Source organism: Odoribacter laneus YIT 12061 (genome assembly GCF_000243215.1).
Classification (GTDB): Bacteria; Bacteroidota; Bacteroidia; order Bacteroidales; family Marinifilaceae; genus Culturomica; species Culturomica lanea.
In genome coordinates this window covers 531,045-557,640 of sequence record NZ_JH594596.1, presented here as the reverse complement: position 1 = coordinate 557,640, position 26,596 = coordinate 531,045, and the positions used below count along the sequence as shown (strand labels likewise).

The window sequence follows — 26,596 nt, the reverse complement described above, 5'->3', positions numbered from 1 at the left end:
GTTTTTTATTACTTTTGCCTCACTCATATAAATGAACATTAATTGCAAAATAAGCATGGAAGCTATTGTAAAAACCGATTTCCATTTTCCAAAGCAGAAAAGTGTCTACAAAGGGAAAGTACGCGACGTGTACAACATCAACGACGAATACTTGGTAATGCTGGTATCCGACCGGATTTCAGCGTTCGATGTGGTTCTTCCGAAGGGAATTCCCTATAAAGGACAAGTCTTAAATCAAATTGCTTCGAAATTTCTGGATGCCACTGCTGACATCGTTCCCAATTGGAAAATCGCTACGCCCGATCCTATGGTTACTGTCGGCCATATGTGCCAGCCTTTTAAAGTAGAAATGGTCATTCGGGGCTATCTTACAGGCAGCTCCTGGCGGGCTTATCAAGCCGGCGAACGGATGCTTTGCGGTAATCCGTTGGCAGAAGGGATGAAAGAAAACCAAAAGTTCCCTAGTCCGATCATTACTCCTACGACAAAAGCAGACGAAGGACATGACGAAAATATTTCCAAAGAAGAGATCATCGCCCAAGGATTAGTGAGCCGCGAAGATTACGAATTACTGGAAAAATATACGTTCGCCTTATTCCAAAGAGGCAGCGAAATGGCAGCTGAAAAAGGTCTTATCCTAGTGGATACGAAATACGAATTCGGAAAAAAAGACGGGAAAATCTACCTGATCGACGAAATACATACCCCGGATTCCTCCCGTTATTTCTATGCCCAAGGTTACGAGGAACGTTTCCAAAAAGGAGAAAAACAAAAACAACTTTCGAAAGAATTCGTACGGGAATGGTTGATGGAAAACGGTTTCCAGGGACAATCCGGACAACAAATTCCGGAAATGACACCAGCCATCATCAACGGTATTACAGAACGCTATATCGAGTTGTACGAAAATATTACCGGACAAAAATTCGTAAAAGACGAAAGTACGGACGTATTAAAACGGATCGAAAATAACGTAAACGCTTGCTTGAAGACGTTACTGTAGTTATTCCAACTAAAGAAAGAAACCGGATTTTGAGATTCTTACAAAATTCATACTAATAGAAATCGTGATAAAAGACCTTTATTACGATTTTCTTTTTGCCTCTACCCAAATTTTGTATAAACGAACAACTTGTCAAAGTCAAGGAGTAAGCTCTCAATGGACTTTTCCCCCTTCTACCATTTCATTCAAAGTTCTGTACTTTAACTCATAACCTGATCTCATCATCCGCATGGGCAGTACATGGGCAGAACTAGTTAATACCCCCTCGGCTTCTCCCATCACCATCCACAGCAACCAACGCGGAACAGAAAAAGTGACAAAAGGAGGGCGGCTTATCGAAAGGGTGTGCACAAACTGTCGGTAATTCACCGCATTCGGAATGACCATATTGTAGATTCCCCTTATTTCTCCGTGTCTCAGACTATAAAGCATAAATCTTGCGACGTCTTCTACGTGTATAAGGGGAAATTCCTGCCGTCCGTTCCCCAAGACGACAGCGATACGCGATTTCACCAAAGGCATTAACTTGCGCACAACACCTCCGTCTCTGCCGATTACAATTCCGAATCTTAGGACGACTTGACGGATCTGATACAAAGTATTCAATTCTTTTTCCCAAGCTTTTACCACAGCAGCCAGAAAATTATCCCCCAAATCAACCGATTCTTCGTCACAAAATACGTCGGGTTTATAAATTCCCACAGCCGAAGCATTAATCCACAAAAAAGGCTTCTTCTCCGAGGCATTGACGGCTTTTACCAGATTCCGGGTAATTACCCGGCGGGATTCCACGATTTCAATCATTTTCTCATTGGTCCAGCGTCCCATCAAATTTTCACCAGCCAGATTCACAATCACATCGGCTCCTTCCGTAGCTTCCTGTAATGTCTTTCCTCCGGGCAATAAAACCTCCCTTGGCACCGTATAAATCCGATGCCCTTCTCCTTCGAACACGCTCTTCACATGCTGGCCGATAAATCCTCCCAAGCCGGTAACCAATACATTCATAAGCTTTAAAGTTTGTAAAGCTTATTAACGACGATAGAAAAGAAAAGTTTCGGAATAAGAAAAAATGTAGAAGCGATTAATTCACAATAAATCCTGTAAAATCTTTGTGCAGAAACGTACGTAACTCTTCCGGACTGACTCTGACCTTATAACTCCCATCTTTTACAAAAGTAATATTTCCGGTTTCCTCGCTGACAACTACGATAAGAGCGTCACTGACAGCACTCAATCCCAAGGCGGCCCGGTGCCGCAAACCCATACTACCGGGCAGATCCGTCTTATCCGATACCGGCAAGATACAACGGGCAGCCAATATCTTATTTTCAGCAATGATGACAGCCCCATCGTGTAAAGGGGTATTTTTGAAAAATATATTCTCTATCAGATCAGCCGTTACTTTAGCCCTTAAAATCACTCCCGTCTGAGCATAATTAAACAATTCGGTATTTTGGGCAAATACAATTAAAGCTCCGGTCTTTGTCATGGAAAAATATTCACACGATTGGACAATGGCCTCCGAAACATCCTCCTTAATGGCAGGTTTAGCGAACAAACTTTCCAGATTAAAGATATTCTGCAAATTATATTTACTTCCAATCAACAGCAAAAAACGCCTCACTTCCTGCTGGAATACAATCAATAAAGCAATAACTCCCATCCCGATAAACTGACCCAGAATGGAAGAAATCAACTCCATATTAAAAGCCCTCACCAACAGCCAAGCCAGATAAAAAATAAATATACCTGCAAAAATATTAATTGCAGCTGTACCTTTTACCAAGCGATAAATCTGATAAAAGATAAAAGCTACGATTAAGATATCCAGGACATCGAATATACCGAACTTGATAAACAGAGGTATCATTTACAGGTTTCTTTAAATAATATACAAAACTAAATAAAATATACCAATCTACCAATAAGAACCGCGGAATGTAAAGAAGGGATTATTTTCTTCTTGCATCAAATTGTCTGTTGAATATCTGCCGTTGTTTCTTTTTATGCCGCTCGTTCATACTCAAAATAACAATCAATACAGCTATTAACACCAACAATAAACCGACAAAATTTTTAATTCCTAATTCCTCTTGAAAAGCAAAAACACCGATAATGATAGCTGTAATCGGTTCCAGGGTGCCCAGTACAGAAGTCGCTACCGATCCGATACGCTCCACAGCCGCCACCAAAAGCCGGGCAGAGATAACCGTACTCAAAATGCCCAGCATCGACATATCGAATAAAAAATGAGGCGTAAAATTCAATACCAAATTTCTCCTCAAGCCAGCTGTCAATAAATAAAACAAAGCTGTAAAAGCCAACACATAAAAAGTCAGTGCATCCGCATTCAAAGCTTTCAAATGAGGCCGGTTAAGGGCCACAATATAAGTACCGTAAGTAAAAGTCGTCAGTAAAGCGAATATCAAACCGGCCCATTTTATTTCGCCATCGCTCCAGGACATAAAATATACCCCTAAAATAGCCAGAACAATGGCTCCTTTCACTCGTATAGACAAATGCTGTTTGTAAAACAAAGACATAAAGACAGCGACAACTACCGGATAAAGATAATGAATGGAGGTAGCAATACCCGTAGGCATATAGCGATAGGACAGGAACAAAAAGTAAGCTGTTATCCCATACCCGCCGACACCTGCCCACAATAATTCAATCAAAGTCTCGCGGTTTATTTTCAGTGAAATATTCCGGAAGGCCAGGTAAACTCCGTAAACAAGAGCCGCAATTACATAACGGTATACCAATATCGTATCGTTATTTACCCCCTCCCGCATAGCTGTGTTGGCAAATAAGGGAATCATTCCGAACGTCCCGGCCGAAATACAAGCATAAATTATTCCTTTTATTTTCTCCATGCCCCGATTTTTAACCCCGCAAAATTAAAGAATTCATCCCGGTAAATGCCCTGCCTTCTAAAATATATTTTCTTTTCCGGAAAAGTTTTTAGGTTCCATTTGTTTTTTTCAACGAAAAAAAATAAAAAGAGGTTTTTAAAATCATTACCTTTGCGACTGTTAACTAAATGAAAAGTTATGCGATATTGGATTACAATTTTTATCTTGATAGCAGTATATCTGACAACTTATGCTCAAAATGAAGCGAAAACCTTATTGGACAAGTCGACTGCTAAAATCAAAGCATTACCGGCTGTTGAAATTGATTTTACCTTAACGATGGAAAATAAAGCCGAAGATATTCAGGAAGTGCACGAAGGGAAAGCCTGGATGAAAGGTAATCTATACAAACTCCATGTCATGGACGTGGAGAATTATTACGATGGAAAAAACATCTATACCTATATGCCTGAAGTAAAGGAAGTGAATCTTAAAAATCCTTCGGATGAGGAAGAAGAGATGTTAAGCCCGACAAAAATATTCGATATTCACAACACCGGATTTACACAAAAACTAGTTTCCCAAGAAAAGGGAATTGCCTATATAGAGCTTTATCCGCTTGATGAAGATAAAAATTTCACCAAAATCGGTATACAGGTGAAAACTGCCGATTCGTCTATCGAAGAAGTGAAATCTTTCGGAAAAGACGGCAACAATTTAATTATCAAAATAAAGAATATCAAACAACCTACCCCTGTTCCTGCCGATTCCTTTTTCAAATTCGACACTGCCGCCCACCCAGAGGTAGAAGTAATCGATATGCGGTAAGGAACCGTACTTTCTGCCAAAAGCTTACATCCGATCAGCAAGCCTGTCCGTTTTCGACAGGCAAATGCTGGTTCGGTTCAAACCCAACCAAACAGGGATCCTTATCCCCTTCCTCCTCCTCCATTCAAACTATCTATACCCTTTAAACGTTAAACCGGAAATGCATAATATCTCCGTCCAGTACAACATAATCTTTTCCTTCCACCGACATTTTTCCGGCTTCTTTGCATTTTGCCTCGGATCCCAAAGTGACATAATCCTCGTATTTAATAACCTCTGCCCGGATAAACCCCTTTTCAAAGTCGGTATGGATAATCCCGGCAGTCTGAGGGGCTTTCATCCCTTTACGGAAAGTCCAGGCCCGCACTTCCTTAGCCCCGGCAGTGAAAAAAGTCTGCAAATTCAGCAAACGGTAAGCGGTGCGGATTAATTTATTCACGCCCGCTTCTTTCAGCCCCAGATCTTCCAGAAACATTTGTTTTTCCTCATAAGTATCCAGCTCTGCAATATCTGATTCGATTCCCGCACCGATAACCAGCACTTCGGCTTTTTCGTTCTTTACCGCTTCCCGTACAGCCTCCACATACTTATTCCCATTCACCACCGAAGCCTCATCTACATTACATACATACAATACAGGCTTATTGGTCAGCAATTGTAAATCCCGGGCTACCTCCTGCTGCAATTCGTTCAGTTCCACCGTCCGGGCTGAAAATCCTTTTTCCAAAGCAGCCTTGTAGAGATGAAGTACTTCTACCAATCGTTTAGCCGTTGCATCCCCTCCCGTCATTGCTCGTTTCTCTTCTTTCTGAAGACGGTTTTCCACCGTTTCCAAATCCTTCAACTGCAATTCGGTATCGATGATCTCTTTATCCCGTACCGGATCGACACGCCCATCTACGTGCACAATATTATCGTCATCAAAACAGCGCAACACATGGATAATTGCATCTGTTTCCCGTATATTGGACAAAAATTTATTGCCCAAGCCTTCTCCTTTACTAGCTCCTTTCACTAAACCGGCAATATCGACAATTTCAACCACTGCAGGCACGACACTCGCAGGTTTGTCGATTTCGACCAAACGGTTCAGCCGTTCGTCCGGCACCGTAATTACTCCTACATTTGGTTCTATCGTGCAAAAAGGAAAATTCGCCGATTGCGCTTTTGCATTGCTCAAACAATTAAATAAGGTCGACTTCCCGACATTCGGAAGCCCGACAATTCCACATTGTAATCCCATGAATTTTAGTTAAAGTTAAAAGCCAGAAGCTTAAAATTATCAGCCCACAAAGGTAATACTATAAAAGCAAAAACCCAAACCCCTTTCGAAATCCTTTTTTGTTTTCTCCTCAGCCGGTTGCCAACTTTTAACTTCTTTTATCCGCCCCCTTATACCTTTTATTCCGCGGCACTGGTATTCAACAGTATAAATACGAAAATAAGTCCGGATAAACACCGGAGACGAGAAAGGGGGTATTCCTGGAGCAAATTCTTACCGTACCGTGATATGGAAACATCCTTGCTTATATTCATAGCGGACATAACAACGCTTTTCATTCCGCAAGTCCCGTAAAACTTCGGCCAATACGGACTTCAATTTATCGGTTTCGGTTTCCCGAAAAGCAGACTTTTTAAAACGGGCATAAGCAATATCGAAAGTCGTACCGAACAAATGAGCTGAATTAGCGCTGGCATTCAAATTGCGCCGCCGCAATTTTTTTAGAGACTCGTTTGTACGCAATACGCTGGTGACAATAATGGAATACGAAGGCAGTCCTTTACTGGAAAGAGAATCCTTAAAATTAGCAGCAATGGTCCGTAAAAGAGTTGCAGCCCGCGGTACCAGATAAGGCTGGGAATGAGTCAGGGGATCGACAGCATACAAACGGCAAGATTTAATCTCCTCCACTTTCCCGGGTCGACGTTTCAACACTTCTGCTGCACTTACCGGTTCGATTCCCCATTGGCGGGCAGCTTTGAGATGCCGGTCGTTGAGGTCATTAAACGTACGGGAATAATTGCGGAAATAGACAAAACGCCCCGCTTTTTGACGCCCTTCACATCCCGCCGAAAACAGAAGAATAAAAACCAGAAATAATTTTAAATATTGCATCCCACTCATTTTGGGGAACAAAGATAACCAAAATTGAAAACTTTTTTAAAAGAAATAGTTAAATTGACTTTGCCCTTCTCTCCTTTACAGCAGGGGTAATGCACCACAAATAAACAGAACTTCCGGTTTCTGATCATTTTTTACCAAAAACCGGAAGTTCATTTCCCAGCATACCGCCTCCTGAATATTCATCAGGCATAACATTCTATTCTCCTCTCTCCTTCCCCTTTCAAATCATTTCAATAGCTGAATAGTCAAACTTTCGGACCATTTAAACTTTTGAACTTTTTCAATCCTTCTTTCAGATAGTTATAGAAAGCATCCCGGTTCAGATCATATCCTCTGGCAGGCATCAGCATATATTTTTCCAAATCTTCTCCTTCTGCCCGGCTATCCAACAAGATGTAATTCGGCTGGGCATTGGAATGAAAATATTTTATTTGAAAATCTGCATTTTTCTTTCCTAATGTTTTCTTTTGTTTTCCATCGTAATCCGAAATGTACCATTCGTTTTCCGGTAAAGTCTTTTTATCATCCACATACAAAGCTACCACTACATAATCGTGCTTCAACATATCCAGAATGCGGGGATCCGACCAGACAGACTGTTCCATTTCCCGGCAATTCACGCAACCGTGGCCGGTAAAATCAATAAACAAAGGTTTATTCTGAGCCCGTGCACACTTCAGTGCTTGCTGGAAATCATAATACCCTTCCAATCCGTGCGGCAAATGCAAAAAATCAGCATATTTGGGTTCTTCGCAGGCCTCCGACTGCACGGTTCTGTTCCGATCTCCGGCAGACAACCCGCTTTTTATAATTTCTTTTGTATTGTCCCTGACAATCCGGTTGACATCGAAATCTATCGTCTCCTGAGGAGGCAGATAACCAGCCAATGCTTTTAACGGAGCACCGAACATCCCGGGAATAAGATAAACGACAAAAGCGAAGGTAACAATAATAAAAGCGAGACGGGGAACCCCGATATACGACAGATCGCTATCATTTTTAAATTTCAGCTTACCCATCAAATACAATCCCTGCAAAGTAAATACAGCCACCCAAATAGCAATATATACTTCCCGGTCCAGTAATCCCCAATGATAAGTCTGATCAGCCACCATCAAAAATTTCAGCCCCAAGGCCACTTCAATAAATCCCAATACCACTTTCACAGCATTCAGCCATCCTCCCGATTTGGGTAAATTACTCAATTTAGAAGGGAAAAAAGCAAAGAATCCAAACGGCAAAGCTACAGCGAAGGAAAATCCAAGCATTCCGATAATAGGCCGTAATACGGATCCCCGGGCTGCTTCTACCAAAACCGTTCCGACAATGGGAGCCGTACAGGAAAAAGAAACCAATACCAAAGTAAAAGCCATAAAAAATGCTCCTATATATCCTCCTTTATCCGCTTGCTTATCGGACTTGTTGACAAGCCAGGAAGGAAGCACAATCTCGAATGCTCCGAAAAAGGAAGCAGCGAAAATCATAAAAACAATAAAAAAGAACAGATTAGGCACCCAGTTTGTACTCAGCCAATTAATAAAATCAGGTCCTAAGAATATCGAAACGACCACTCCCAATATCGTATAAATAGCAATGATCGAAAAAGAGAAAAACAAAGCTTTCACTTTCGCTTTCGCTTTATTTGCATCCCCATGCATAAAGAAAGAAACCGTCATCGGAATCATGGGAAATACACAAGGCATAACGACAGCAGCTAAACCAGCTATAAATGCCAACCAGAAAAATGTCCACAGAGATTCATCCTTACTGCTCTCCCCAGGCATTGTTTGAATTTGCTCTGTCGCCGTTTTCTCATTGACATTCTGTTGTTGTCCGCCAAGGGGTATATCAAAATCCGTATCAAACAAGATACACTGCCCGTTCTGGCATACCTGGTATTCCAGGGTTCCTTTTACAACAGCTAAGGCAGGGTCTGTTACTTTCACCTTCTGCCGAATGATATATTCGCTTTCAAAATACCATACATCTACTCCGAACAATTCGTCAAAATGTTTCTGGGGTTCATTTTCGACAGCTTTCCCGATAAATTCAACCCCTTTTCCTTCCTCATTCAACGTCAAAGTAGTGGCCAAAGGTCCTCCTTCCGGCGTAAACATGGAATACACTTTCCATCCCGGTTCTAAAATTGCTTTCATCGTCAGCTCGTATTCCCCTTTCCCTAAATCCGTCCGGGAAAAAGTCCATTTGGCCGGATTCTCTACCTGAGCACTCAAGGACATCACAGCTAAAATACAAGTCAGCAAAAAAGTAAATAATCCTTTTTTCATAAATGAATATATAATTAAATGTATAATTTTCTGACAATCGTTTTCTATACGAAAACAAAAATAGAACTAATTTTTCCCCTACACGAAAGTCTATTCCCTATTTAACATTTAATTAATGAAAACGATTCGCAGGAAATAAGATTTCACTTCCACAACAGAAAACATTACCCCCCCTTTCAGTAAGGCAGTAGTTGACGAAGGATAAATACCTGCCCGGGAATCCCCCGGGAAATGACCTCCGGTTCTGCCGGAAGAAAAATAGGTCAGGAAAGCAAAATCCCGCTGAGTAGTTTCATGCGGAAGTCCCCATCTAGTCTAATGTACTCTCAGCCGTTTATACATCCGGACTTTTTACATTCAAACTTTTCCAACCTTTTCAATCTGTAATTTCCCGCTTATACTGATTATAAAAGTGGTATTCATAAATATAATAAGAAGGAACGTCTATTACCTTCAACGAAATCCGGTAACGGAAAGCCCATTTCAAGCGCAAAGAAAAAAATCCTTTCTTCAAATAGGCGCCTACAAAAGGATGTACTTTTAATACGATATTTTTACATTTTTTCTCGCGTGCAATATATTCCAGCTGGTCTTCTATTTTGTCGATTATCAATATCGCCGCTTCAGCTTTTCCGGTACCGTGGCATACGGGGCATACTTCCATGGTATCTACCGTCATTTCCGGTCTGACCCGCTGGCGGGTAATCTGCATCAAACCGAACTTACTCAAGGGCAGGATCGTATGTTTGGCACGGTCGATTTCCATACAGGCCTTCATCTTATCGAACAATTTCTGCCGGTTTTCCGCCTGCTGCATATCGATAAAATCAATGACAATAATTCCCCCCATATCCCTCAACTGCAGTTGACGGGCCACTTCTTCGGCGGCAGCCAGATTTACCTCCAGGGCGTTTGATTCCTGGTCATCTCCCAGTTTGGCCCGGTTTCCGCTATTCACGTCGATCACATGGAAAGCTTCCGTATGCTCAATAATCAGATAAGCCCCGTTTTTAAACGAAACGGTCTTTCCCAAAGAAGATTTGATTTGCTTATCCACGCCGAAATGATCGAGAATAGGGATTTCCGGAGAGACATATTTGACGATATCCTCTTTTTCCGGGGCAATCGTACTCAGAAAATGTCTGATTTCTTTACTCAAGGTAATATCATTTACATAAATATTCTCAAAAGAAGGATTCAATATATCCCGCAGAAAAGCACTGGTACGATCAATCTCGCCTAAAATCAATTTCGGGGGTTCTATATCCCGTATATGTTTAAAAGCCGTTTCAAACCTTTCCACCAATTCCTTGAGTTCACTATCAAACTGTGCCACTTTTTTCCCTTCGGCCACCGTCCGGACAATCACCCCATAGTTTTTAGGCCTGATACTTTCGATAAGTCGTTTTAACCTTTTCCGTTCCTCAGGCGACTTGATCTTTTGAGAAACGGATACCTTTTCGGAAAAAGGCATGAGTACTAAGTTCCGTCCGGCAATACTCAATTCCGAAGTAAGCCGCGGTCCTTTTGTAGAAATGGGTTCTTTTGCCACCTGCACGGCCACCCATTGACCGACTGTCAAAATATCGGAAATTTTTCCGACTTTACTAATCTCCGGTTCCAGCTTCAGTTTAGCAACAGGCAAACCTTTCCGGGCGATGCACTGTTTAATATAGCTATCCAGCGAATGGAACTGCGGACTTAAATCCAAATAATGCAGGAAAGCATCTTTCTCATACCCGACATTTACAAAAGCTGCATTTAACCCGGGCATAATTTTCTTAACCTTCCCGAGGTAAATATCTCCCACTGCAAACTGAACACTCGTTTTCTCCTTCGTCAGTTCAACCAGTTTTTTCTCTCTCAACAAAGCGATGATAATTTCATCTGCCCTGACATCAATAACTAACTCACTGTTCATCGATAAACACTCCTTATAAGTCCATGTCGGTTAGAAGTCTTACGGAAACGCCGGAACTATTTTTCCGGTTTCATTTTTATAATTAAATAAACCTAAAGAACTCCGGTTCTTTAGGTTTATCTTCGCACCTCACAAACGCTGACTATCTCTTCTTATGACGATTCTTTCTCAATCTTTTTTTGCGTTTGTGAGTAGCCATCTTATGTCTTTTCCTTTTTTTACCGCTTGGCATAATCTACTCCTTTCTTATTTTTTTACTTTACCCTTAACTTCTGTCACAAAACTCTTAGAAGGTTTAAATGAAGGAATGAAGTGTTCTGGAATTTTAATGGTTACGTTCTTTGAAATATTCCGGGCTGTTTTCTCTGCTCTTTTCTTTACGACAAAACTACCGAATCCTCTCAAATACACATTTTTACCACCAACTACGGAATTCTTTATTGACTCCATGAAAGCCTCTACTGTAGCCTGCACCGCTACTTTCTCAATCCCGGTTGTTTTCGAAATTTCGTTAACAATATCCGCTTTAGTCATTTTCTATAAATATTTAATATTCAATAATTTATTTCTTTTCATTTGTTTTCAGTCTGCAAATATAAGCCTTTTCCTCAAACAAAGAAACAAACCTTTGAATTTTTTCATTAAAAAATGCAGATTCCCCCTAAGTTAGAATGAATAAACCTCCCAAATAGCACAAAATGAAACAGAGATTCTTCAAGCAGCATAACAAAACAGACCCGTTCGCTTACATGTCCAAACATTTAAATTTCATCCCCCCTATAAACCAAATACCCTTACACCGTAATGAGCTTTTTTCTTAAAAAAGAGGAAGGGTTGGATTTTCTCCTGCATATCATCCTTAAGCCCATACCCAATAGGGGTCATTCCCGATTCACACGGAATGCTGAATTCTTCTACAGTCCCGCTCTTCCGATTAATCGTGACAAAAGTGTACTCATCCTTTACGACATCCGGGTCACTCTTCAAACCATAACGCAACAAACAATAAATGGATGTTGAAGTCATTTTAATCTCCTCTATCGTCCGATAAAAAAATTTGTTATAAGGCTCTACACACTCATAAGTATAAAAGTAAGTGGTATCTATCGGTGGAAATTTTTCCATTTATCGTTTTCCTTTCTTTTTATAAATGTTTACTTTTCATTGGAGCTTTATGTATGTATTCTATTTTACAATTCATCTATTTTTCTGTTTCGTATAAAAATTTTTCCCGAACTTTCCGAATCCCATAATTTATTATTAAATTCGCCTTTCAATAATTTTTTGATTGAAATCGCTTATAAAATAGCTGTTTTTTTCGTAACTTGTGTAAAATTTAAACCGGCTGATTATGGTGAATAAAGTAATTTTAATAGGAAATGTCGGAGCCGATCCTGAGGTTCGGTATCTGGACGGTGGTGTGGCTGTTGCGAATTTACGGCTGGCAACCACAGAAAGCTACAAAAATAAGAATGGGGAAAAAGTAGACCAGACGGAATGGCACAATATTGTGTTGTGGCGAGGCTTGGCCGAAATCGTAGAAAAATATGTCAAAAAAGGAATGCGCCTGTATATTGAAGGCCGAATCCGTACTCGTTCCTGGGATGATCAAAATGGAGTAAAAAGATATACTACTGAAATTTACGCCGACAATATGCAGATGTTGTCTTTCGGCCGTCAGGAAGGTGCCGATATGCCCAACCGGGCTCCCGGCGCCAGTACAGCTCCCTCTGCACCCATGAATGCTGCAGCGCCCGACGACAGTGACGATCTGCCGTTCTAAAACGAACTAAATTTATAGAGGTACTCCTTCAAGGGAAAGTTTTCCCTTGGGGGAGATATCGCAGATCAGATGTGAAAAGTCGCGAATCTGCTCAAAAGTCCTTTTGAACCTCCTCTAAAAATTTAAAATTTGTCGATACAAATTTTGCAGATGCTTGATGTTTAACTAATAATATAAATTTTGGAAACTGAACTTATCTGTGCCGTCGCGGACAACACGATCGGCCCGTTTAATTTTATCGATTTAATTTACATTATTATTCTCTTACTGCTGCTTTTCTCCTCGGCAGCAATATCCGGCTCGGAAGTAGCTTATTTTTCTCTTACCCCCGGACAATTGGAGGAACTCCGGCAAAAAGGATATGAAAAAGTTTGTAATCTATACAAAAAGCCGGAAAAACTACTGGCTACAATACTGATCTCAAACAATTTTGTAAACGTAGGTATCGTTATCCTCTCTTCCTATCTGGTGGATTCCCTGTTTGATTTCTCTTTCAATCCATTGCTGGGCTTTTTTATACAAGTCGTTGTCGTGACGTTTGTTATCCTTCTTTTCGGAGAAATCATTCCCAAATTGTATGCCAATCGTTCGGCTATGTCCATGGCTATTCATATGGCGGCTCCTCTGACTTTTTTAGGATTTTTGTTCCGGCCTATATCGGCATTGTTAATCGGTTCCACTTCTATCATCAGCAAAAGAATTGCCAAAAAAGACAGTATTTCTATCGATCAGCTTTCCAAGGCGCTGGAGCTGACAAAGGACTCGGAAATCAATGAAGAAAAGGATATTCTGGAAGGCATCGTCCGTTTTAGCAATATTTATGCGATCGACATCATTCAACCCCGTATTAACGTCATTGCAATCGATCAGGAAGACCGTTTCAACCACATTAAAGAAATGATTGTTGAACACGGCTATTCCCGTATGCCCGTTTATGACGAAAATCTGGATAATATCGTAGGAATTCTCTATATTAAAGATTTACTGCCTTATTTGGGTGAAACGGAGGAATTTAAATGGCAAAGCCTTATCCGTCCGGCCTACTTTGTACCGGAAACCAAAAAGATCAACGACTTACTGGAAGAATTCCAATCCAAAAAAGTTCATTTGGCTATCGTCGTCGACGAATACGGCGGTACTTCGGGCATTGTCACCATGGAGGATATTTTGGAGGAAATCGTCGGAGAAATCAACGACGAAACAGACGAAAAAGAAAGGATGTATATCAAAATCAAAAACAATGCCTTTATTTTTGAAGGACATACGCTATTGAACGATTTCGAAAAGATAACGGGCTTAGAGGATAACAGCTTTGAAGATATCGAAGGTGAAGCCGATACCTTAGCAGGCCTTATTTTGGAAATCAAAGGAGAACTTCCCAAGAAGAACGACATCATTACCTACAAAGAACACAAGTTTACCATTCTGGATGTCGACAACCGACGGATTAAGAAAATCAAATACGAAAACAGTACTCCTTCTCTACCGGAAAAACCGGCATAGCACTCTTTACTGAAAGAGTGCTTTTCCCTTAGCCGTATAAGGAGGCGTAATACCCATAATCTGACACAAAGTAGGTAAAATATCTGCGATACGACACTCTCCTGACAAGGGTGCATTTATGCCTGCCCCATAAAAATACAGCGGCACTTTATTCCGTTTGCTATAGCGGAAATAATTATCCTCTCTGTCTTTCAGATCGGGGACCCAAGCCGGCTGCAAACAAAACAGCACATCTCCGCTCCGCTTTTGGGAATAGGCATTCTGCATCAGCATTTCCGAACCGTGAGAAAAAGCATTCCGGGTTAAAGAATAAGCCGTCAACACTTTAGAGACCCCTTCGAATTCAATCATAAAATCGGCCACTTTATCCTGCATCTCTTTCAATGAAATATGATTCCTTTCCACCAATTCCCGGTCCAAATAAATCTGTCCCGCATCATAATCGGCAATCCAGTCGCCCTCTCCATACACAAGACTCATATAAGACTTTAATAAAGCCACAGATTTAAAAATACTGAAATATCCTCCCTGTATCCGCATTTCACTCAACTCCTCCGGTAACAACTCCCGGGCTTCCGAGAAAGTGAGAAATACAGTATAATTTTCTTTTCCGACTTTCGTATCCAATAAGTCGAATAATTTCTCCAGATCCCGGTCCAAACGAAGCACCATATCCCGAAATTCCCGGGCATATACCCCGAAATCCCGGTTCATGTAATCCAAAGCAGAAAAAGTCAAGGCCAATAAATCCGCATCGTTATCTCTCCCCAAACTTGTCTCTGCAATCAATTTTTCAGCCAGTTGCTCCACCAACGTATTGGCATAAGGAGTCGCTTTTAACACCCGATAGGTATCGAACTTCCGTTTGGCCTGCATAATATCATAGAAAAAGCTATTTCTTCCCCCCAGTTTATTTTTAAATTTCAAGGATGTCGTACTGTTTTCTTCTTCTGCCAAAGGCATCCATCCTCTCCGGATAAAGAAATCGCTCTCTACAACGGTATTATAATTTTTCAACCAGGCAGGAAGCGAATCGGCATAAAAGTCAGAAGATACCCACGTCCCACTATTCTCATTGAACCAAAAAGCCATATCAGCACATGTTCCTCCGCTCAACACAGCATCTTCCGGATTCATAGCGATACTATACACTTTGGAAAAAATATTTTCTTTCTTCATAGCGCATCCTAAAGTCATCGCCTGAAGCTGAACGGGAGCATACCCAGCAGCAAAACTTCCTCCGATCTCGGAGAAATCTCTTGTCTTAACATTATTTTCCCTCCTCTTCCGCAAACGATCATACCAATCATGAGAGATGATACCGTGTTCTACCGGTAACACTCCGGTATAAATACTTGCCTGGTCTACTCCTGTCTGGGTGTAAAGATAATCGTAATCGGCCATCACTTTTTTTCCCTGCTGCATAAGACGCCTCAATCCCCCTTCTCTTAAATCATTCCGATACATGGTCAACCATTCCGGGTAAAACTGATCGATCGTAATTCCCACCACCAAACGGGTCTTATACTCCACAGCATAACCGACAACACCCTCCAAGAGTAAAAATAGTACTATCCACTTTTTCATAATCTGCACTTCTCGTATTTCCGACAAAGGTAAAAAAACAAAACTATTAATAGCTTGTAAAAAAGAGAAAGTTATACCGTTTATTCCCCTTACAGGAGACAAATTTTTCCCGGTTTATAAAAAACGAAACGATCAGAGAATGGACGTTATGAAGTATTATTACTCCTCTACTCCTTCCCTTTTTTATCCGTTTGTCTTTTCTGCAGATTAAAATTTCTCTCTATTTCAGGGTCTAAAAATGATTTTTTTAAAGAATAGAAGCAATAAATATTATAATTTATAACCAGAACGCACCCGGATTGACATTTGTTTACTATATTTACACCATTAAACTAAATTGGGTAAAAAACATGGAAGACAGAAAGCTTCAATTGGCAGAAAAGCTGAGAAATTATATCTACCGCTACGGAATAAATGATTTTAACGAAGAGCATCTGAAAAAAGTAGGGTTGACCATAGCCGAACTGAAAGAAAATTTCAGCAGCCGGGAAGATATGGTAGATGCTATTCTATGCCATGAAAGGAAATGTTTTGAAAAAATATTCAATGAATACAATTTTGACGGCTGGAATGCCATTGATATTATGCTTATTGTAAGCAACGAAATCAACAATCGCTTTTTCAACGTCACTCCTTCCGTTACCATGGCCTTGGCAAAGACCTTCCCGGATCTCTATAAAACCCATATGAACCAACGGGCGGATTTTATATATGAAAAAATAAAAATCAACATTGAAAAAGGGATGGAACAAGGAATGTATAAAAATGACGTATCCAGTGAGATGATTGCCCGGATGTTTATTGCCAAACTCAACGATATTCATAACCCGGAAATTTACCCACCGGAAGGTTTTACTTTTACGACGATTTTCAATAATCTGATCGACAATGTCATCAAATCGATTACAAACGACGAAGGGAAAAGATATTATAAACAACGCAAACAACTTTACAGCGTCCTGAATTTCCGGTAAATAAATATAGAAAATTATTCGCTTAAATTATAAATTCATGAAATATCAAATTGACGACATTGACAAAAAGATTCTTTCTTATCTTGTCAAAAATGCCAGAGTACCGTTTTTAGAAATTGCGCGGGAATGCGGGATTTCGGGAGCAGCCATCCATCAACGGGTAAAGAAAATGGAAGATGCCGGGATTATCGAGGGCTCCCGTTTTATCGTAAAACCCAGAGCCCTGGGATTAAAAATATGTGCTTTTATCGGTGTAACCCTCGATAATGCACATCAATATAAATCGGTTGTCAAAGAATTGGAAAAAATCCCGGAAATTATCGAATGTCATTTTATCACCGGACATTACGCCTTTCTGTTGAAACTCAGGTGTAATAATCATCAACATCTTATGGATGTATTGATTAATACCTTACAAAATATCCCCGGAATAGCCAAAACAGAATCTTTTATTTCGCTGGATCAAATTATCGAAAAGCAAATCGATCTGATTCAGGACGAAACGAAATAAAAAAGCGACTGCTCGTAAGGGGCAGTCGTTTTTTATAAACAGTATAGGAAACTAATTTTTAGCGTACAACTACTTTATCGTGCTCTTTATCGCAATCGACTTCAAGCACTTCGCCCTCCGGTACATTTCCTTTGATAATCACCTCTGCCAATTCATCTTCCAGGTATTTTTGTATGGCTCGCTTTAAGGGGCGTGCTCCATATTGAGGATCATATCCTTTTTCCGTCAGAAATTCCTTGGCTGCATCGGAAACTTTTACGGAATAGCCCAAATCTTTCACTCGTTTCATCAAGCCTTTCAGCTCAATATCAATAATTTGGTGTATATTCTCTTTGGTCAAAGCATTGAAAATAATTACGTCGTCGATACGATTCAGGAATTCCGGAGCGAAAGCAGTTTTCAAGGCCTTCTGTACCACGCCTTTCGCATAGTCGCTGTCGGTACTCCGGTCCTCCCGCCCAAAACCGATTCCCCGACCGAAATCTTTCAATTGCCGGCTTCCGATATTGGAGGTCATAATTACGATCGTATTTTTAAAGTCGACTCTTCTCCCCAAACTGTCCGTCAATTGTCCGTCATCGAGTAACTGTAACAATATATTGAACACATCGGGATGTGCTTTTTCGATCTCATCCAATAAAATCACAGAATAAGGTTTCCTCCTCACTTTTTCCGTCAATTGTCCTCCTTCCTCATATCCGACATATCCGGGAGGGGCTCCGACCAAACGCGATACAGCAAATTTCTCCATATACTCACTCATATCGATCCGGATCAAAGCGTCGTCCGTATCGAACAGGTATTTTGCCAGCACTTTGGCCAATTGTGTTTTTCCGACACCCGTAGGACCCAGGAAAATAAAGGAACCGATCGGACGGTTAGGGTCTTTCAAGCCGGCCCGGTTCCGGTGAATGGCTTTCACGATCTTTTCAATCGCTTCATTTTGTCCGATCACACTGCCGGCCAACTCGTCGTGCATCTGCAACAACTTCATTCCTTCCGTCTTCGCAATTCGCTTTACGGGTACTCCCGTCATCATAGCCACTACCTCAGCTACCTGCTCCTCATCCACCGTGATCCGGTTTTCACTCAGCTCTTTTTGCCAACGCTCCTTCTCTTGTTCCAAAGAAACAGACATCTGCCGCTCCTTGTCCCGGAAAGCAGCCGCCACCTCAAAATTCTGTTGTTTTACCGCTTCCTTTTTCTTTTCCTTAATCTCCTCTATTGCCTTTTCCAGCTCTTCAATCACAGGAGGTACGTTGATATTGGTAATATGTACCCTGGAACCGGCCTCGTCCAAAGCATCGATCGCTTTATCCGGCAGAGAGCGGTCGGAAATATAACGCGTAGTCAACTTCACACAAGCCTTTATGGCTGCAGGAGTATACCTCACATTGTGATGATCCTCATAACGGGACTTGATGTTATTCAGAATTTCGATCGTTTCTTCCAGGGTCGTAGCCTCTACCAATACTTTTTGGAAACGACGTTCCAAAGCCCCATCTTTCTCTATGTTTTGACGGTATTCATCCAAAGTCGTTGCCCCGATACACTGAATCTCACCTCTCGATAAAGCTGGCTTCAACATATTGGCCGCATCCAGACTTCCTCCGGACCCACCTGCCCCTACAATAGTATGTATCTCGTCGATAAACAGAATGATATTTTTATTTTTAGCCAGCTCGTTGAGAATGGCTTTCATACGTTCCTCGAATTGCCCCCTGTATTTTGTACCGGCTACAATAGAAGCGATATCCAAAGCAACTACCCGCTTATCAAACAAAACCCTCGACACTTTCTTCTGCATAATTCGGATAGCCAATCCTTCCGCTATAGCAGATTTCCCGACTCCCGGTTCTCCGATCAACACCGGATTATTCTTCTTGCGCCGACTCAATATCTGAGCCAAACGTTCAATTTCCCGTTCACGACCGACAATCGGATCCAACGTTCCCTCTTCCGCAGCCCGGGTGATATCGATCCCGAAATTATCCAATACGGGCGTATCCGATCTGCTCGTTCCCTGCTGACGATAAGGATTATAAAGCGGATCGTTTTCCCCCATATCCTCGTCTTCATCTGAATCTTCCTTGTAATCCGATTGCATCCGGGCCCGTTCCTTTAACAACTGCTCTTTAAATACATCATAATCTATTCCCATGGTCTTAAAAAGCTTGGAAACAAATCCAGATTCCACACGCAATATGGCTAACATCACGTGCTCCGATTCTATTTGCTCGTCTCCCAACTTCAAAGCTTCCTCCATTACCTTTTTCAAAATACTGTTGGAAGCTAACGTAAAATCGAGCTCCGAGTCGTCCATTTTATCCCTTTTTTTCTCTAACTTTTTTTCTATTCTTTCTTTTACTTCATAAAAATCTAATCCTAATGCCACAAGCACATCGATCGCTCTTCCCTGATTTAACCGAAGCAAACCTAAAAATAAATGCTCCGGGTAAATTTTCGAATTCCCCAACCGCCGGGCTTCTTCTCCGGCAGAAGTCATAATCTGTTTTAATCTTTTCGTATCACTTTTCCCCATTTCACATGATAATAAACGACTTACACTAAAATTCATAAGCCGTATTCGACATGTTAAAGGTAATATATTCCAATGAGAAATGATATTGAAAAATAAAAATTATTATTACTTATCGTTAATCATCTCCCGAAATTCCTCCTCATTTATAATGGGAAGGCCTAATTTCTCTGCCTTTTTCCGTTTACTACCGGCATTTTCACCGGCTAAAAGAAAAGCTGTTTTAGCAGAAACAGAATCACTTACCTTACCGCCAGCCTTCAAAATCAAATCTTTGAAGTACTCCCGCGGACGACTTAAAGTCCCCGTTATTACGAAAGTCATCCCCTGAAAGATATCACTTTCCCCTTCTTCTTCCCCCATCTCTCCCTTCACTCCATAAGCCAGCATCCTCTCTACTAACTCCCGGTTTTCTTCTTTACTGAAATATTTTAACAGACTCGTCGCCATTTGTTCCCCGATATCTGCTACTTCAATCAACTGCTCGTAGGTCGCCCCCATCAGGTTGTGAATGTTTCTGAAGCTCTTCGCCAAATTCCGGGAAGCCGTCTCTCCGATATAGCGTATTCCCAAGCCATACAGAAAAGCCGGAAAACCGGCCGATTTGGATCTTTCGATACCTGCAATCAGATTATCCGCCGTTTTCTCCTGAATACGATAAACATTTAAGGTATTCAACTTCCTCACCAATTTCTCATTCCCGGCGAAGAACTGCCGGATGCGAACGGCCTCTTCTTCCGTAATACCTTCTATGGCAGCGATCTCTCCGGGATTTGCAACAGCCAACTCATAAATATAATCGAAAGCTGAAGTCAACAACTCCGCTTGGTGAAATCCGATACCCGAAATATTCAACGCATATATCACGTAATCCAACGGGATGTCCGCCACCTCCCCAGCTTCTTTCAGACGCTGGAGCGTTTCATTGAAAGGCATCCGGAAATAATCCTGAATCCGGTTGACCGACTTTTCCCTCTCCTCGGCAGTAGCCCAGGGCAAAGCGGCCAATTCAGCTTTACTGCTTTCTGACAAAGCCTTTAAAGAAGGAAAATGTTCCGCTAAAAGCAAAGCATGCCGGGCAGAAATGTTTTTCAACCCGATTTCAAATCCATATATAATTTTCGCCAAAGGAATACTACTCACTTCAAAACTCCGGGGATAAATAATCTTCTCTAGTCCGATTAACTCCTCCCGCCGGGCAGGCAACTCATAGATATCTGCCACATTCCGGATATATTTCCGGGTCAGCAATAAATCGATAGTTTCTCCTCCCATTCCTTCGATGTCCATAGCCTTCCGACTGACAAAATGTTCTATTTTTCCGGCAATTTGAGGAGGACAATGCGCTTCGTTCGGACAATAATGATTGGCTTCCCCTTCTATCCTCACCAACTCCGTTCCACATTCAGGACAGTGGGTAATAAATTCCACAGGCTTACTACCCGGTTTCCGCCGATTCCGGTCTACTCCTACAATCTTCGGAATGATCTCTCCTCCTTTTTCAACATATACCGTATCCTGTTCATGTAAATCCAACTCTGCAATAATATCTGCATTATGCAAAGAAGCCCGCTTTACAACTGTCCCGGCCAGATGAACCGGCTCCAGATTGGCTACCGGAGTGATACTTCCCGTCCGTCCTACCTGATAAGAAACACTGATCAGCGGAGTTTCCTCCTGCTCTGCCTTAAATTTATAGGCAATTGCCCAACGCGGAGATTTAGCCGTATATCCCAACAATTTCTGTTTTTCCAGCTCATTCACTTTTACGACAATCCCATCGATGGGAACCGGTAAATTAACCCGTTCTTTATCCCATTTTTTTACAAAATTCCAAACCTCCTCCATATTATCACACAACTCCACATAAGGAGGCATACGGAATCCCCATTCCTTAGCCTTTAACAGGTTTCCGTAATGCGTATCCGCAGGCGTAACCTCCCCCGGAAGATAATACAGGAAACAATCCAATCCCCTGCGGGCCACCAAAGCCGAATTCTGTAGTTTAAGGGTACCGGCCGCAGCATTCCGGGGATTGGCAAACAAGGCTTCCCCGGCTTCGGCCTTTTCTTGGTTCAATCGATTAAATACCGTAAAAGGCATCAGAATTTCACCCCTTATTTCAAACTCAGGAGGATAATCTCCATGTAACCTCAAGGGAATAGTCCGAATTGTCCTCACGTTAGCCGTTACATCGTCTCCCCTTATCCCATCTCCCCGGGTCACGGCCCGGATCAATTCTCCGTTTTCATAAGTCAGACTGATGGAGGAACCGTCGTATTTCAACTCACATACATATTGCACTTCTCCGGCCGTCTTTCTCACCCGGGCATCAAATTCCCTCAACTCCTCTTCGCTGTATGTGTTTCCCAAAGACAACATCGGATATTTATGTATCACCTGGGTGAATTCCCGGTTTATATCCTGTCCTACCCGTTGGGTGGGAGAATTCGGATCATACCACTCCGGATGGGCCGCTTCCAGTTCTTCCAATTCATGCATCAACCGATCAAATTCCTGATCTGAAATCTCCGGAGCATTATCGATATAATATTTGTCATTATGATATTCAAGCAACTTTCTTAACGATACTATTTTTTCTGCTACATTTTCCATAAGTTGATCTTTACTTTCACGCAAAGTTAGGGAAAGTTTTTCGAATCTAATGTTTCTATTTCCGAAAGAACGATACATCTCTCTGTAGAAATTTATTCGTATTTTTTGATAAAATTTAAAATCTAAACTATATTTTAGTCGTTTAAATCTTTGGAAAACAAAATATACTCTTCCTGTCAAGCAATAAGCCCGGGGAAACGAGAAGATTCTACAGTTACACTGAAAAGAAAATGATAAACGTATGAAAAGAAAAAGCTTATTCGTATTCTTTTTGTTTTTTCTTCCTCTTTTGGGGAAGGCCCAATTTGTGGATTTAGGTCAGGATCCCGCCGGTCTACGCTGGAAGCAAATAAATACCCGGGATTTTCAGCTTATCTATCCGGACTATTTCGAAGAAAATGCACAGAAAATTGCCAATATTTTCACAGCCTTATACCAACATACCAATTCACTGGCGCATAAACCGATAAAAATTTCCCTGATCATTCATGCCAACGGAGGCGTAGCCAACGGAAGCGTAGCCTGGGCTCCCCGGAAAGCCGATCTGTATACTATGCCTTCTCAGGATCCCTCCGACACCTGGCTGGAGCATCTGTGTGTCCACGAATTCCGGCATGTCGTACAAATTGACAAAGTCAACCAAGGCCTGACAAAGATTTTATATTACCTCTTCGGAGAACAAATCACCATCGCTATCACCGGTCTCTATCTGCCAATGTGGTTTATGGAAGGAGATGCCGTTACTTTCGAAACAGCCATAGGTCATTTGGGCCGGGGCAGATCCCCAGAATTCATCAACGAAATGAAAGCCCAGGTACTCGATAAAGGAATCTATTCTTATTTTAAAGCAGCCATCGGCTCGGACAAGGATTTTGTACCCAATCGTTATACGATGGGTTATTTTATGGTTGCCAACGCAAGGGTCAATTATGGAAACGCAATCTGGACGGATGCTTTAAACCGGATCGGACGCAAACCCCTCAGCTTCGCTCCCTTTGCAACCAGTCTGAAACGGACCCTGCGGGCAAAACGCGACAGCGTCTGGAACGATTCTACCTTCCGCTCCCTTTTTATTAACGCCGACAGTGTGAAAAAAGCAAATACTTACGCAGATGCCAAACGCACCCTTTATCACGATAATTTTTCCGAACTGAAACAAATCTGGTCCCGGGAAGTAAAAGATATTCACAATAATTTCGATACTCTCCCTACTTATAATAAAAGTTATACGAATTATTTTTACCCCACTCCTCTGCCGGATGGGAAAGTAATTGCTTACAAGAAAGGGCTTCAGGAAACCGGAGCATTCGTTTTACTGGACGGGAAAAAAGAAAAAGTTCTGACCCGAAGCGGAGTCTTGGACGATCCGAAGTTTATTTACCACGACAATCAACTGGTATGGGTGGAATATAAACCTAATTTCCGCTGGGAACATGGAGGGAAACAACGCCTCACCAGCTATGACCTCCGAAAAGGAAAGTATCGCTACCACAGAGGACAACACAACCGATTCTCTCCTTTTGCCGTGGGAAAAAATTGGGGAGTGGTGGAAGTAAATGAAAAAAATCAAGCCGCCCTCGTTATCCTCGATACCGGTATGAAAACCGAACTGCAACGCATCGAAGCCGATCGGGACGAACTCTTTATCCATCCTTCGTATGCAAAAGGAAAAATCACTACAGTTGTCCAAAATACAAACGGAATTCATCTGGAATCCATCGATCCGCAAACCGGAAAAAGAGAAATGATTTTGCCCCGGATGTGGTATGAAATGGATAACCCGGTCCAATACGACAGCACTTTATTATTCAGGGCTTCTTTCAATGGAAACAACGCATTCTATTTGAAAAAACAAGGAGAAGATTCTGTACGGAATATTCTCAATGCACGTTATGGAGTCCGCTTCCCTCATCTGCAGCCCACAGAAAATATGTTATATTTTTCATTTTATACCGCAGATGGTTATAAACCTGGCCGGATAAAAACCGATCGTTTTTCAAACCTGCCCTTGGAAAAAACGTATTTCCGACTCGCCGATTCGTTAAAAAAAAGAGAAAACTGGCAATTGCAATTTCAGTATGATTCCATATTTGACTCCCGCAGATACCGGAAATTTACTCATCTTCTGAATTTTCACAGCTGGGGACCTGTTTATATTGATCAATACGAAGGTAAAATAGACGGAGGTATCGTCGTTTATTCACAAAATAACCTGAGCACGCTTTCTTTAGCGGCCGGTTATATTATTAATGCAGACTATCCTAAGGGCGCCTGGATGATCAACGCTGCATACAAAGGGATATGGCCTATTTTCAGCATCGATTTGAAATCCGGTCAGGATAAAAGCGCTTCCAGATTAACAGCACACAATCTGAAAACAGGAAGACTGGATACCGTGGGGACTCGTAACCGATTTCGCCGTACGAAAGGAGAATTGACGATGCAACTACCCTTCAACATCTCCAGGAAGAATTATAGCCGTTACATCACTCCTTATGTACGCTATAAAATAGAGGCGATCTCCAACATCACCTCCAAAGCCCGCTTTTTTTATACCCAAAGAAACGACACCCTCTATTATGCTCCCGTCTCACCGGACCTTTACCGGATTTCCTCTTCTCCCAATTATTACCAAATGATGGAATACGGCCTGTTGCTGGGCAATCAAACCTATATGACGGTACAAGAGATCGATCCGCGCTGGGGACAAATCCTCCAAGGCGGTTACGCACATACTCCCTGGAAAAAAATGGATCTGGGACACGAATGGTGGATATCCGGACAGTTTTATTTCCCCGGCTTCGCTACCAATCATTCCATCAGTATCTACAGCGGATATCAAAACCGACCGAAAGCCGGCTATTACGACAAAAAAATATTACGCCCACGGGGTATCGATATGTACGGCTACGAACTGACGACCCTGCGTACCAATTATAAACTACCGCTTCTTTTCCCGGATCAGCACATTACTTCCGTTCTCTATGTAAAGCGTATCGACGGCGGAATATTTTTCGATATGGGACATGATAAAACACAGAGAGGAACGCGGAATTATTATTCCTACGGAATCGAACTCAATGCCGGACTTCATCTCTTCCGCTTGCCTTTTCCCATTACCCTGGGAGGCCGGTTCGGTTACGAAACCCAACATCATTCACTCTTTGCCAATCTCTTATTCAACATCGGATTTACGATTTAAAATACAAAGGCAGTTTAAACTTTTCACCCTTACACTTTTTTAAAACGATTGCATTTATTATATTCGTAACGATTAAAATTCGGAAAATGCTCTTAAAAGAAATTATTTGCCTATTGGAAGCTTCGTTGGTATACGGGGAACAATACCTGAACAAAGAGATTAAGAAGGCTTTTGCTGCCGACCTGATGAGCGACGTCCTGCGTCTGAATACAGAAGACATGATTCTCATCACCGGTATGGCCAATCTTCAGGTTCTCCGCACAGCTGAAATGTCTGATGTAAGTTATATCCTCTTTGTGAGGAATAAGAAAGTTACTCCTGAAATGCTGGCGCTGGCGGAAGAAAACGGGATTGCTGTCATGCAATGTAAACAAAGTATGTTCAAGGTCTGCGGAGAATTGTATAAAGCCGGATTAGAACCAGTATTTTAATATGATGGAATTCAATTTCAATATAGAAGGGGGTAATTTTTCACGGGCGGGTACTGCCTCCAGTGAAATCAAAAAAATACTCAAACAGCTGAACGTCGACAGTAACCTGATTAAACGCATTGTTGTCGCCCTTTACGAAGCAGAAGTAAATGTAGTGGCACATGCCTGGGAAGGGAATATTTACGTACATATCCGGCCGGATGCCATTGAAGTGACAGTAGCAGATAAAGGACCGGGAATTCCGGATATCAATCTGGCCATGCAGGAAGGATATTCCACAGCTTCTCCGGAAGTACGGGAAATGGGATTCGGAGCAGGCATGGGATTGCCTAATATGCAAAAAAACTGTGATAAACTCCAAATCGAATCGGAAATCAACATCGGTACAAAAGTAACGATGCTGACTTATCTGAAACCACAATAAAAA

General features: G+C 41.7%; 21 protein-coding genes. 9 read left to right on the top strand and 12 right to left on the bottom strand.

What is annotated here, in order from left to right:
• Nucleotides 1-55: 55 nt before the first annotated feature.
• Nucleotides 56-1,003 (top strand): phosphoribosylaminoimidazolesuccinocarboxamide synthase, encoded by a 948-nt coding sequence (locus HMPREF9449_RS02315; RefSeq protein WP_009135618.1) that lies wholly within the window; start codon nt 56-58, stop codon nt 1,001-1,003.
• 153 nt (nt 1,004-1,156) lie between these two features.
• On the opposite strand, the gene HMPREF9449_RS02310 is transcribed toward HMPREF9449_RS02315, so the two are convergent.
• The 3 genes from HMPREF9449_RS02310 to HMPREF9449_RS02300 form a co-directional block, all read right to left on the bottom strand.
• On the bottom strand, nt 1,157-2,011 hold the full coding sequence (locus HMPREF9449_RS02310) for a TIGR01777 family oxidoreductase (RefSeq protein ID WP_009135617.1): 855 nt from the start codon (nt 2,009-2,011) through the stop codon (nt 1,157-1,159).
• A 76-nt stretch (nt 2,012-2,087) separates the two neighbouring features.
• Complete coding sequence (gene cdaA, locus HMPREF9449_RS02305; RefSeq protein ID WP_009135616.1) at nt 2,088-2,876, bottom strand: diadenylate cyclase CdaA; 789 nt, start codon at nt 2,874-2,876, stop codon at nt 2,088-2,090.
• Nucleotides 2,877-2,958: 82 nt separating this feature from the next.
• Entirely contained in the window at nt 2,959-3,882 is a 924-nt protein-coding gene (locus tag HMPREF9449_RS02300) for a DMT family transporter (RefSeq protein WP_009135615.1), read from the bottom strand.
• Nucleotides 3,883-4,059: 177 nt separating this feature from the next.
• Here HMPREF9449_RS02300 and HMPREF9449_RS02295 point away from each other — a divergent pair, with 177 nt between their 5' ends.
• Complete coding sequence (locus HMPREF9449_RS02295; protein WP_009135614.1) at nt 4,060-4,689, top strand: LolA family protein; 630 nt, start codon at nt 4,060-4,062, stop codon at nt 4,687-4,689.
• Between the two features lie 142 nt (nt 4,690-4,831).
• Here the strand turns inward: HMPREF9449_RS02295 and ychF are convergent, their stop codons facing one another.
• The 6 genes from ychF to HMPREF9449_RS02265 form a co-directional block, all read right to left on the bottom strand.
• Nucleotides 4,832-5,932 (bottom strand): redox-regulated ATPase YchF, encoded by a 1,101-nt coding sequence (gene ychF, locus HMPREF9449_RS02290; protein ID WP_009135613.1) that lies wholly within the window; start codon nt 5,930-5,932, stop codon nt 4,832-4,834.
• Between the two features lie 252 nt (nt 5,933-6,184).
• Nucleotides 6,185-6,805, bottom strand: a complete 621-nt coding sequence (locus HMPREF9449_RS02285; protein WP_009135612.1) for a DUF5715 family protein — start codon at nt 6,803-6,805, stop codon at nt 6,185-6,187.
• Between the two features lie 254 nt (nt 6,806-7,059).
• Entirely contained in the window at nt 7,060-9,102 is a 2,043-nt protein-coding gene (locus tag HMPREF9449_RS02280; RefSeq protein WP_009135611.1) for a protein-disulfide reductase DsbD family protein, read from the bottom strand.
• A 376-nt stretch (nt 9,103-9,478) separates the two neighbouring features.
• Nucleotides 9,479-11,023, bottom strand: coding sequence for an Rne/Rng family ribonuclease (locus HMPREF9449_RS02275; protein ID WP_009135610.1), 1,545 nt, complete (start codon nt 11,021-11,023; stop codon nt 9,479-9,481).
• A 246-nt stretch (nt 11,024-11,269) separates the two neighbouring features.
• The gene (locus HMPREF9449_RS02270; protein ID WP_009135609.1) at nt 11,270-11,557 is read right to left on the bottom strand and encodes an HU family DNA-binding protein; all 288 of its coding nucleotides are present in this window, start codon (nt 11,555-11,557) and stop codon (nt 11,270-11,272) included.
• A 243-nt stretch (nt 11,558-11,800) separates the two neighbouring features.
• Complete coding sequence (locus tag HMPREF9449_RS02265; RefSeq protein WP_009135608.1) at nt 11,801-12,148, bottom strand: hypothetical protein; 348 nt, start codon at nt 12,146-12,148, stop codon at nt 11,801-11,803.
• Nucleotides 12,149-12,371: 223 nt separating this feature from the next.
• Between HMPREF9449_RS02265 and HMPREF9449_RS02255 the strand changes: the two genes are divergently transcribed.
• Nucleotides 12,372-12,806, top strand: a complete 435-nt coding sequence (locus HMPREF9449_RS02255; protein WP_040611170.1) for a single-stranded DNA-binding protein — start codon at nt 12,372-12,374, stop codon at nt 12,804-12,806.
• 180 nt (nt 12,807-12,986) lie between these two features.
• Nucleotides 12,987-14,309 carry a gliding motility-associated protein GldE gene (gene gldE, locus HMPREF9449_RS02250; RefSeq protein ID WP_009135606.1) on the top strand — a complete coding sequence of 441 codons (1,323 nt, stop codon included), beginning with the start codon at nt 12,987-12,989 and terminating at the stop codon, nt 14,307-14,309.
• 6 nt (nt 14,310-14,315) lie between these two features.
• Here gldE and HMPREF9449_RS02245 read toward each other — a convergent pair whose 3' ends face one another.
• Nucleotides 14,316-15,896 carry an alkaline phosphatase family protein gene (locus tag HMPREF9449_RS02245; protein ID WP_147640008.1) on the bottom strand — a complete coding sequence of 527 codons (1,581 nt, stop codon included), beginning with the start codon at nt 15,894-15,896 and terminating at the stop codon, nt 14,316-14,318.
• Between the two features lie 350 nt (nt 15,897-16,246).
• Between HMPREF9449_RS02245 and HMPREF9449_RS02240 the strand changes: the two genes are divergently transcribed.
• Nucleotides 16,247-16,870: a hypothetical protein gene (locus HMPREF9449_RS02240; protein ID WP_009135604.1), complete on the top strand. Its 624-nt coding sequence runs from the start codon at nt 16,247-16,249 to the stop codon at nt 16,868-16,870.
• A 37-nt stretch (nt 16,871-16,907) separates the two neighbouring features.
• Entirely contained in the window at nt 16,908-17,381 is a 474-nt protein-coding gene (locus HMPREF9449_RS02235; RefSeq protein WP_009135603.1) for an Lrp/AsnC family transcriptional regulator, read from the top strand.
• A gap of 58 nt (nt 17,382-17,439) precedes the next feature.
• Here HMPREF9449_RS02235 and HMPREF9449_RS02230 read toward each other — a convergent pair whose 3' ends face one another.
• Nucleotides 17,440-19,923, bottom strand: a complete 2,484-nt coding sequence (locus HMPREF9449_RS02230; RefSeq protein WP_040611169.1) for an ATP-dependent Clp protease ATP-binding subunit — start codon at nt 19,921-19,923, stop codon at nt 17,440-17,442.
• A 105-nt stretch (nt 19,924-20,028) separates the two neighbouring features.
• The gene (ligA, locus tag HMPREF9449_RS02225) at nt 20,029-22,536 is read right to left on the bottom strand and encodes an NAD-dependent DNA ligase LigA (RefSeq protein WP_040611537.1); all 2,508 of its coding nucleotides are present in this window, start codon (nt 22,534-22,536) and stop codon (nt 20,029-20,031) included.
• A gap of 241 nt (nt 22,537-22,777) precedes the next feature.
• Between ligA and HMPREF9449_RS02220 the strand changes: the two genes are divergently transcribed.
• The 3 genes from HMPREF9449_RS02220 (at nt 22,778) to HMPREF9449_RS02210 (ending at nt 26,593) form a co-directional block, all read left to right on the top strand.
• Nucleotides 22,778-25,738 (top strand): hypothetical protein, encoded by a 2,961-nt coding sequence (locus HMPREF9449_RS02220; RefSeq protein WP_009135600.1) that lies wholly within the window; start codon nt 22,778-22,780, stop codon nt 25,736-25,738.
• 86 nt (nt 25,739-25,824) lie between these two features.
• A complete protein-coding gene (locus tag HMPREF9449_RS02215; RefSeq protein WP_009135599.1) occupies nt 25,825-26,169 on the top strand; it encodes a DRTGG domain-containing protein in 345 nt (114 codons plus the stop codon).
• A gap of 4 nt (nt 26,170-26,173) precedes the next feature.
• A complete protein-coding gene (locus tag HMPREF9449_RS02210) occupies nt 26,174-26,593 on the top strand; it encodes an ATP-binding protein (RefSeq protein WP_009135598.1) in 420 nt (139 codons plus the stop codon).
• Nucleotides 26,594-26,596: the final 3 nt, after the last annotated feature.

Excerpts from the sequence above, each read along its gene's own strand:
- HMPREF9449_RS02315 (WP_009135618.1), top strand. The coding sequence starts at position 56 with ATGGAAGCTATTGTAAAAACCGATTTCCATTTTCCAAAGCAGAAAAGT.
- HMPREF9449_RS02310 (WP_009135617.1), bottom strand. The coding sequence starts at position 2,011 with ATGAATGTATTGGTTACCGGCTTGGGAGGATTTATCGGCCAGCATGTG.
- cdaA (WP_009135616.1), bottom strand. The coding sequence starts at position 2,876 with ATGATACCTCTGTTTATCAAGTTCGGTATATTCGATGTCCTGGATATC.
- HMPREF9449_RS02300 (WP_009135615.1), bottom strand. The coding sequence starts at position 3,882 with ATGGAGAAAATAAAAGGAATAATTTATGCTTGTATTTCGGCCGGGACG.
- HMPREF9449_RS02295 (WP_009135614.1), top strand. The coding sequence starts at position 4,060 with ATGCGATATTGGATTACAATTTTTATCTTGATAGCAGTATATCTGACA.
- ychF (WP_009135613.1), bottom strand. The coding sequence starts at position 5,932 with ATGGGATTACAATGTGGAATTGTCGGGCTTCCGAATGTCGGGAAGTCG.
- HMPREF9449_RS02285 (WP_009135612.1), bottom strand. The coding sequence starts at position 6,805 with ATGCAATATTTAAAATTATTTCTGGTTTTTATTCTTCTGTTTTCGGCG.
- HMPREF9449_RS02280 (WP_009135611.1), bottom strand. The coding sequence starts at position 9,102 with ATGAAAAAAGGATTATTTACTTTTTTGCTGACTTGTATTTTAGCTGTG.
- HMPREF9449_RS02275 (WP_009135610.1), bottom strand. The coding sequence starts at position 11,023 with ATGAACAGTGAGTTAGTTATTGATGTCAGGGCAGATGAAATTATCATC.
- HMPREF9449_RS02270 (WP_009135609.1), bottom strand. The coding sequence starts at position 11,557 with ATGACTAAAGCGGATATTGTTAACGAAATTTCGAAAACAACCGGGATT.
- HMPREF9449_RS02265 (WP_009135608.1), bottom strand. The coding sequence starts at position 12,148 with ATGGAAAAATTTCCACCGATAGATACCACTTACTTTTATACTTATGAG.
- HMPREF9449_RS02245 (WP_147640008.1), bottom strand. The coding sequence starts at position 15,896 with ATGAAAAAGTGGATAGTACTATTTTTACTCTTGGAGGGTGTTGTCGGT.
- HMPREF9449_RS02240 (WP_009135604.1), top strand. The coding sequence starts at position 16,247 with ATGGAAGACAGAAAGCTTCAATTGGCAGAAAAGCTGAGAAATTATATC.
- HMPREF9449_RS02235 (WP_009135603.1), top strand. The coding sequence starts at position 16,908 with ATGAAATATCAAATTGACGACATTGACAAAAAGATTCTTTCTTATCTT.
- HMPREF9449_RS02230 (WP_040611169.1), bottom strand. The coding sequence starts at position 19,923 with ATGGGGAAAAGTGATACGAAAAGATTAAAACAGATTATGACTTCTGCC.
- ligA (WP_040611537.1), bottom strand. The coding sequence starts at position 22,536 with ATGGAAAATGTAGCAGAAAAAATAGTATCGTTAAGAAAGTTGCTTGAA.
- HMPREF9449_RS02220 (WP_009135600.1), top strand. The coding sequence starts at position 22,778 with ATGAAAAGAAAAAGCTTATTCGTATTCTTTTTGTTTTTTCTTCCTCTT.
- HMPREF9449_RS02215 (WP_009135599.1), top strand. The coding sequence starts at position 25,825 with ATGCTCTTAAAAGAAATTATTTGCCTATTGGAAGCTTCGTTGGTATAC.
- HMPREF9449_RS02210 (WP_009135598.1), top strand. The coding sequence starts at position 26,174 with ATGGAATTCAATTTCAATATAGAAGGGGGTAATTTTTCACGGGCGGGT.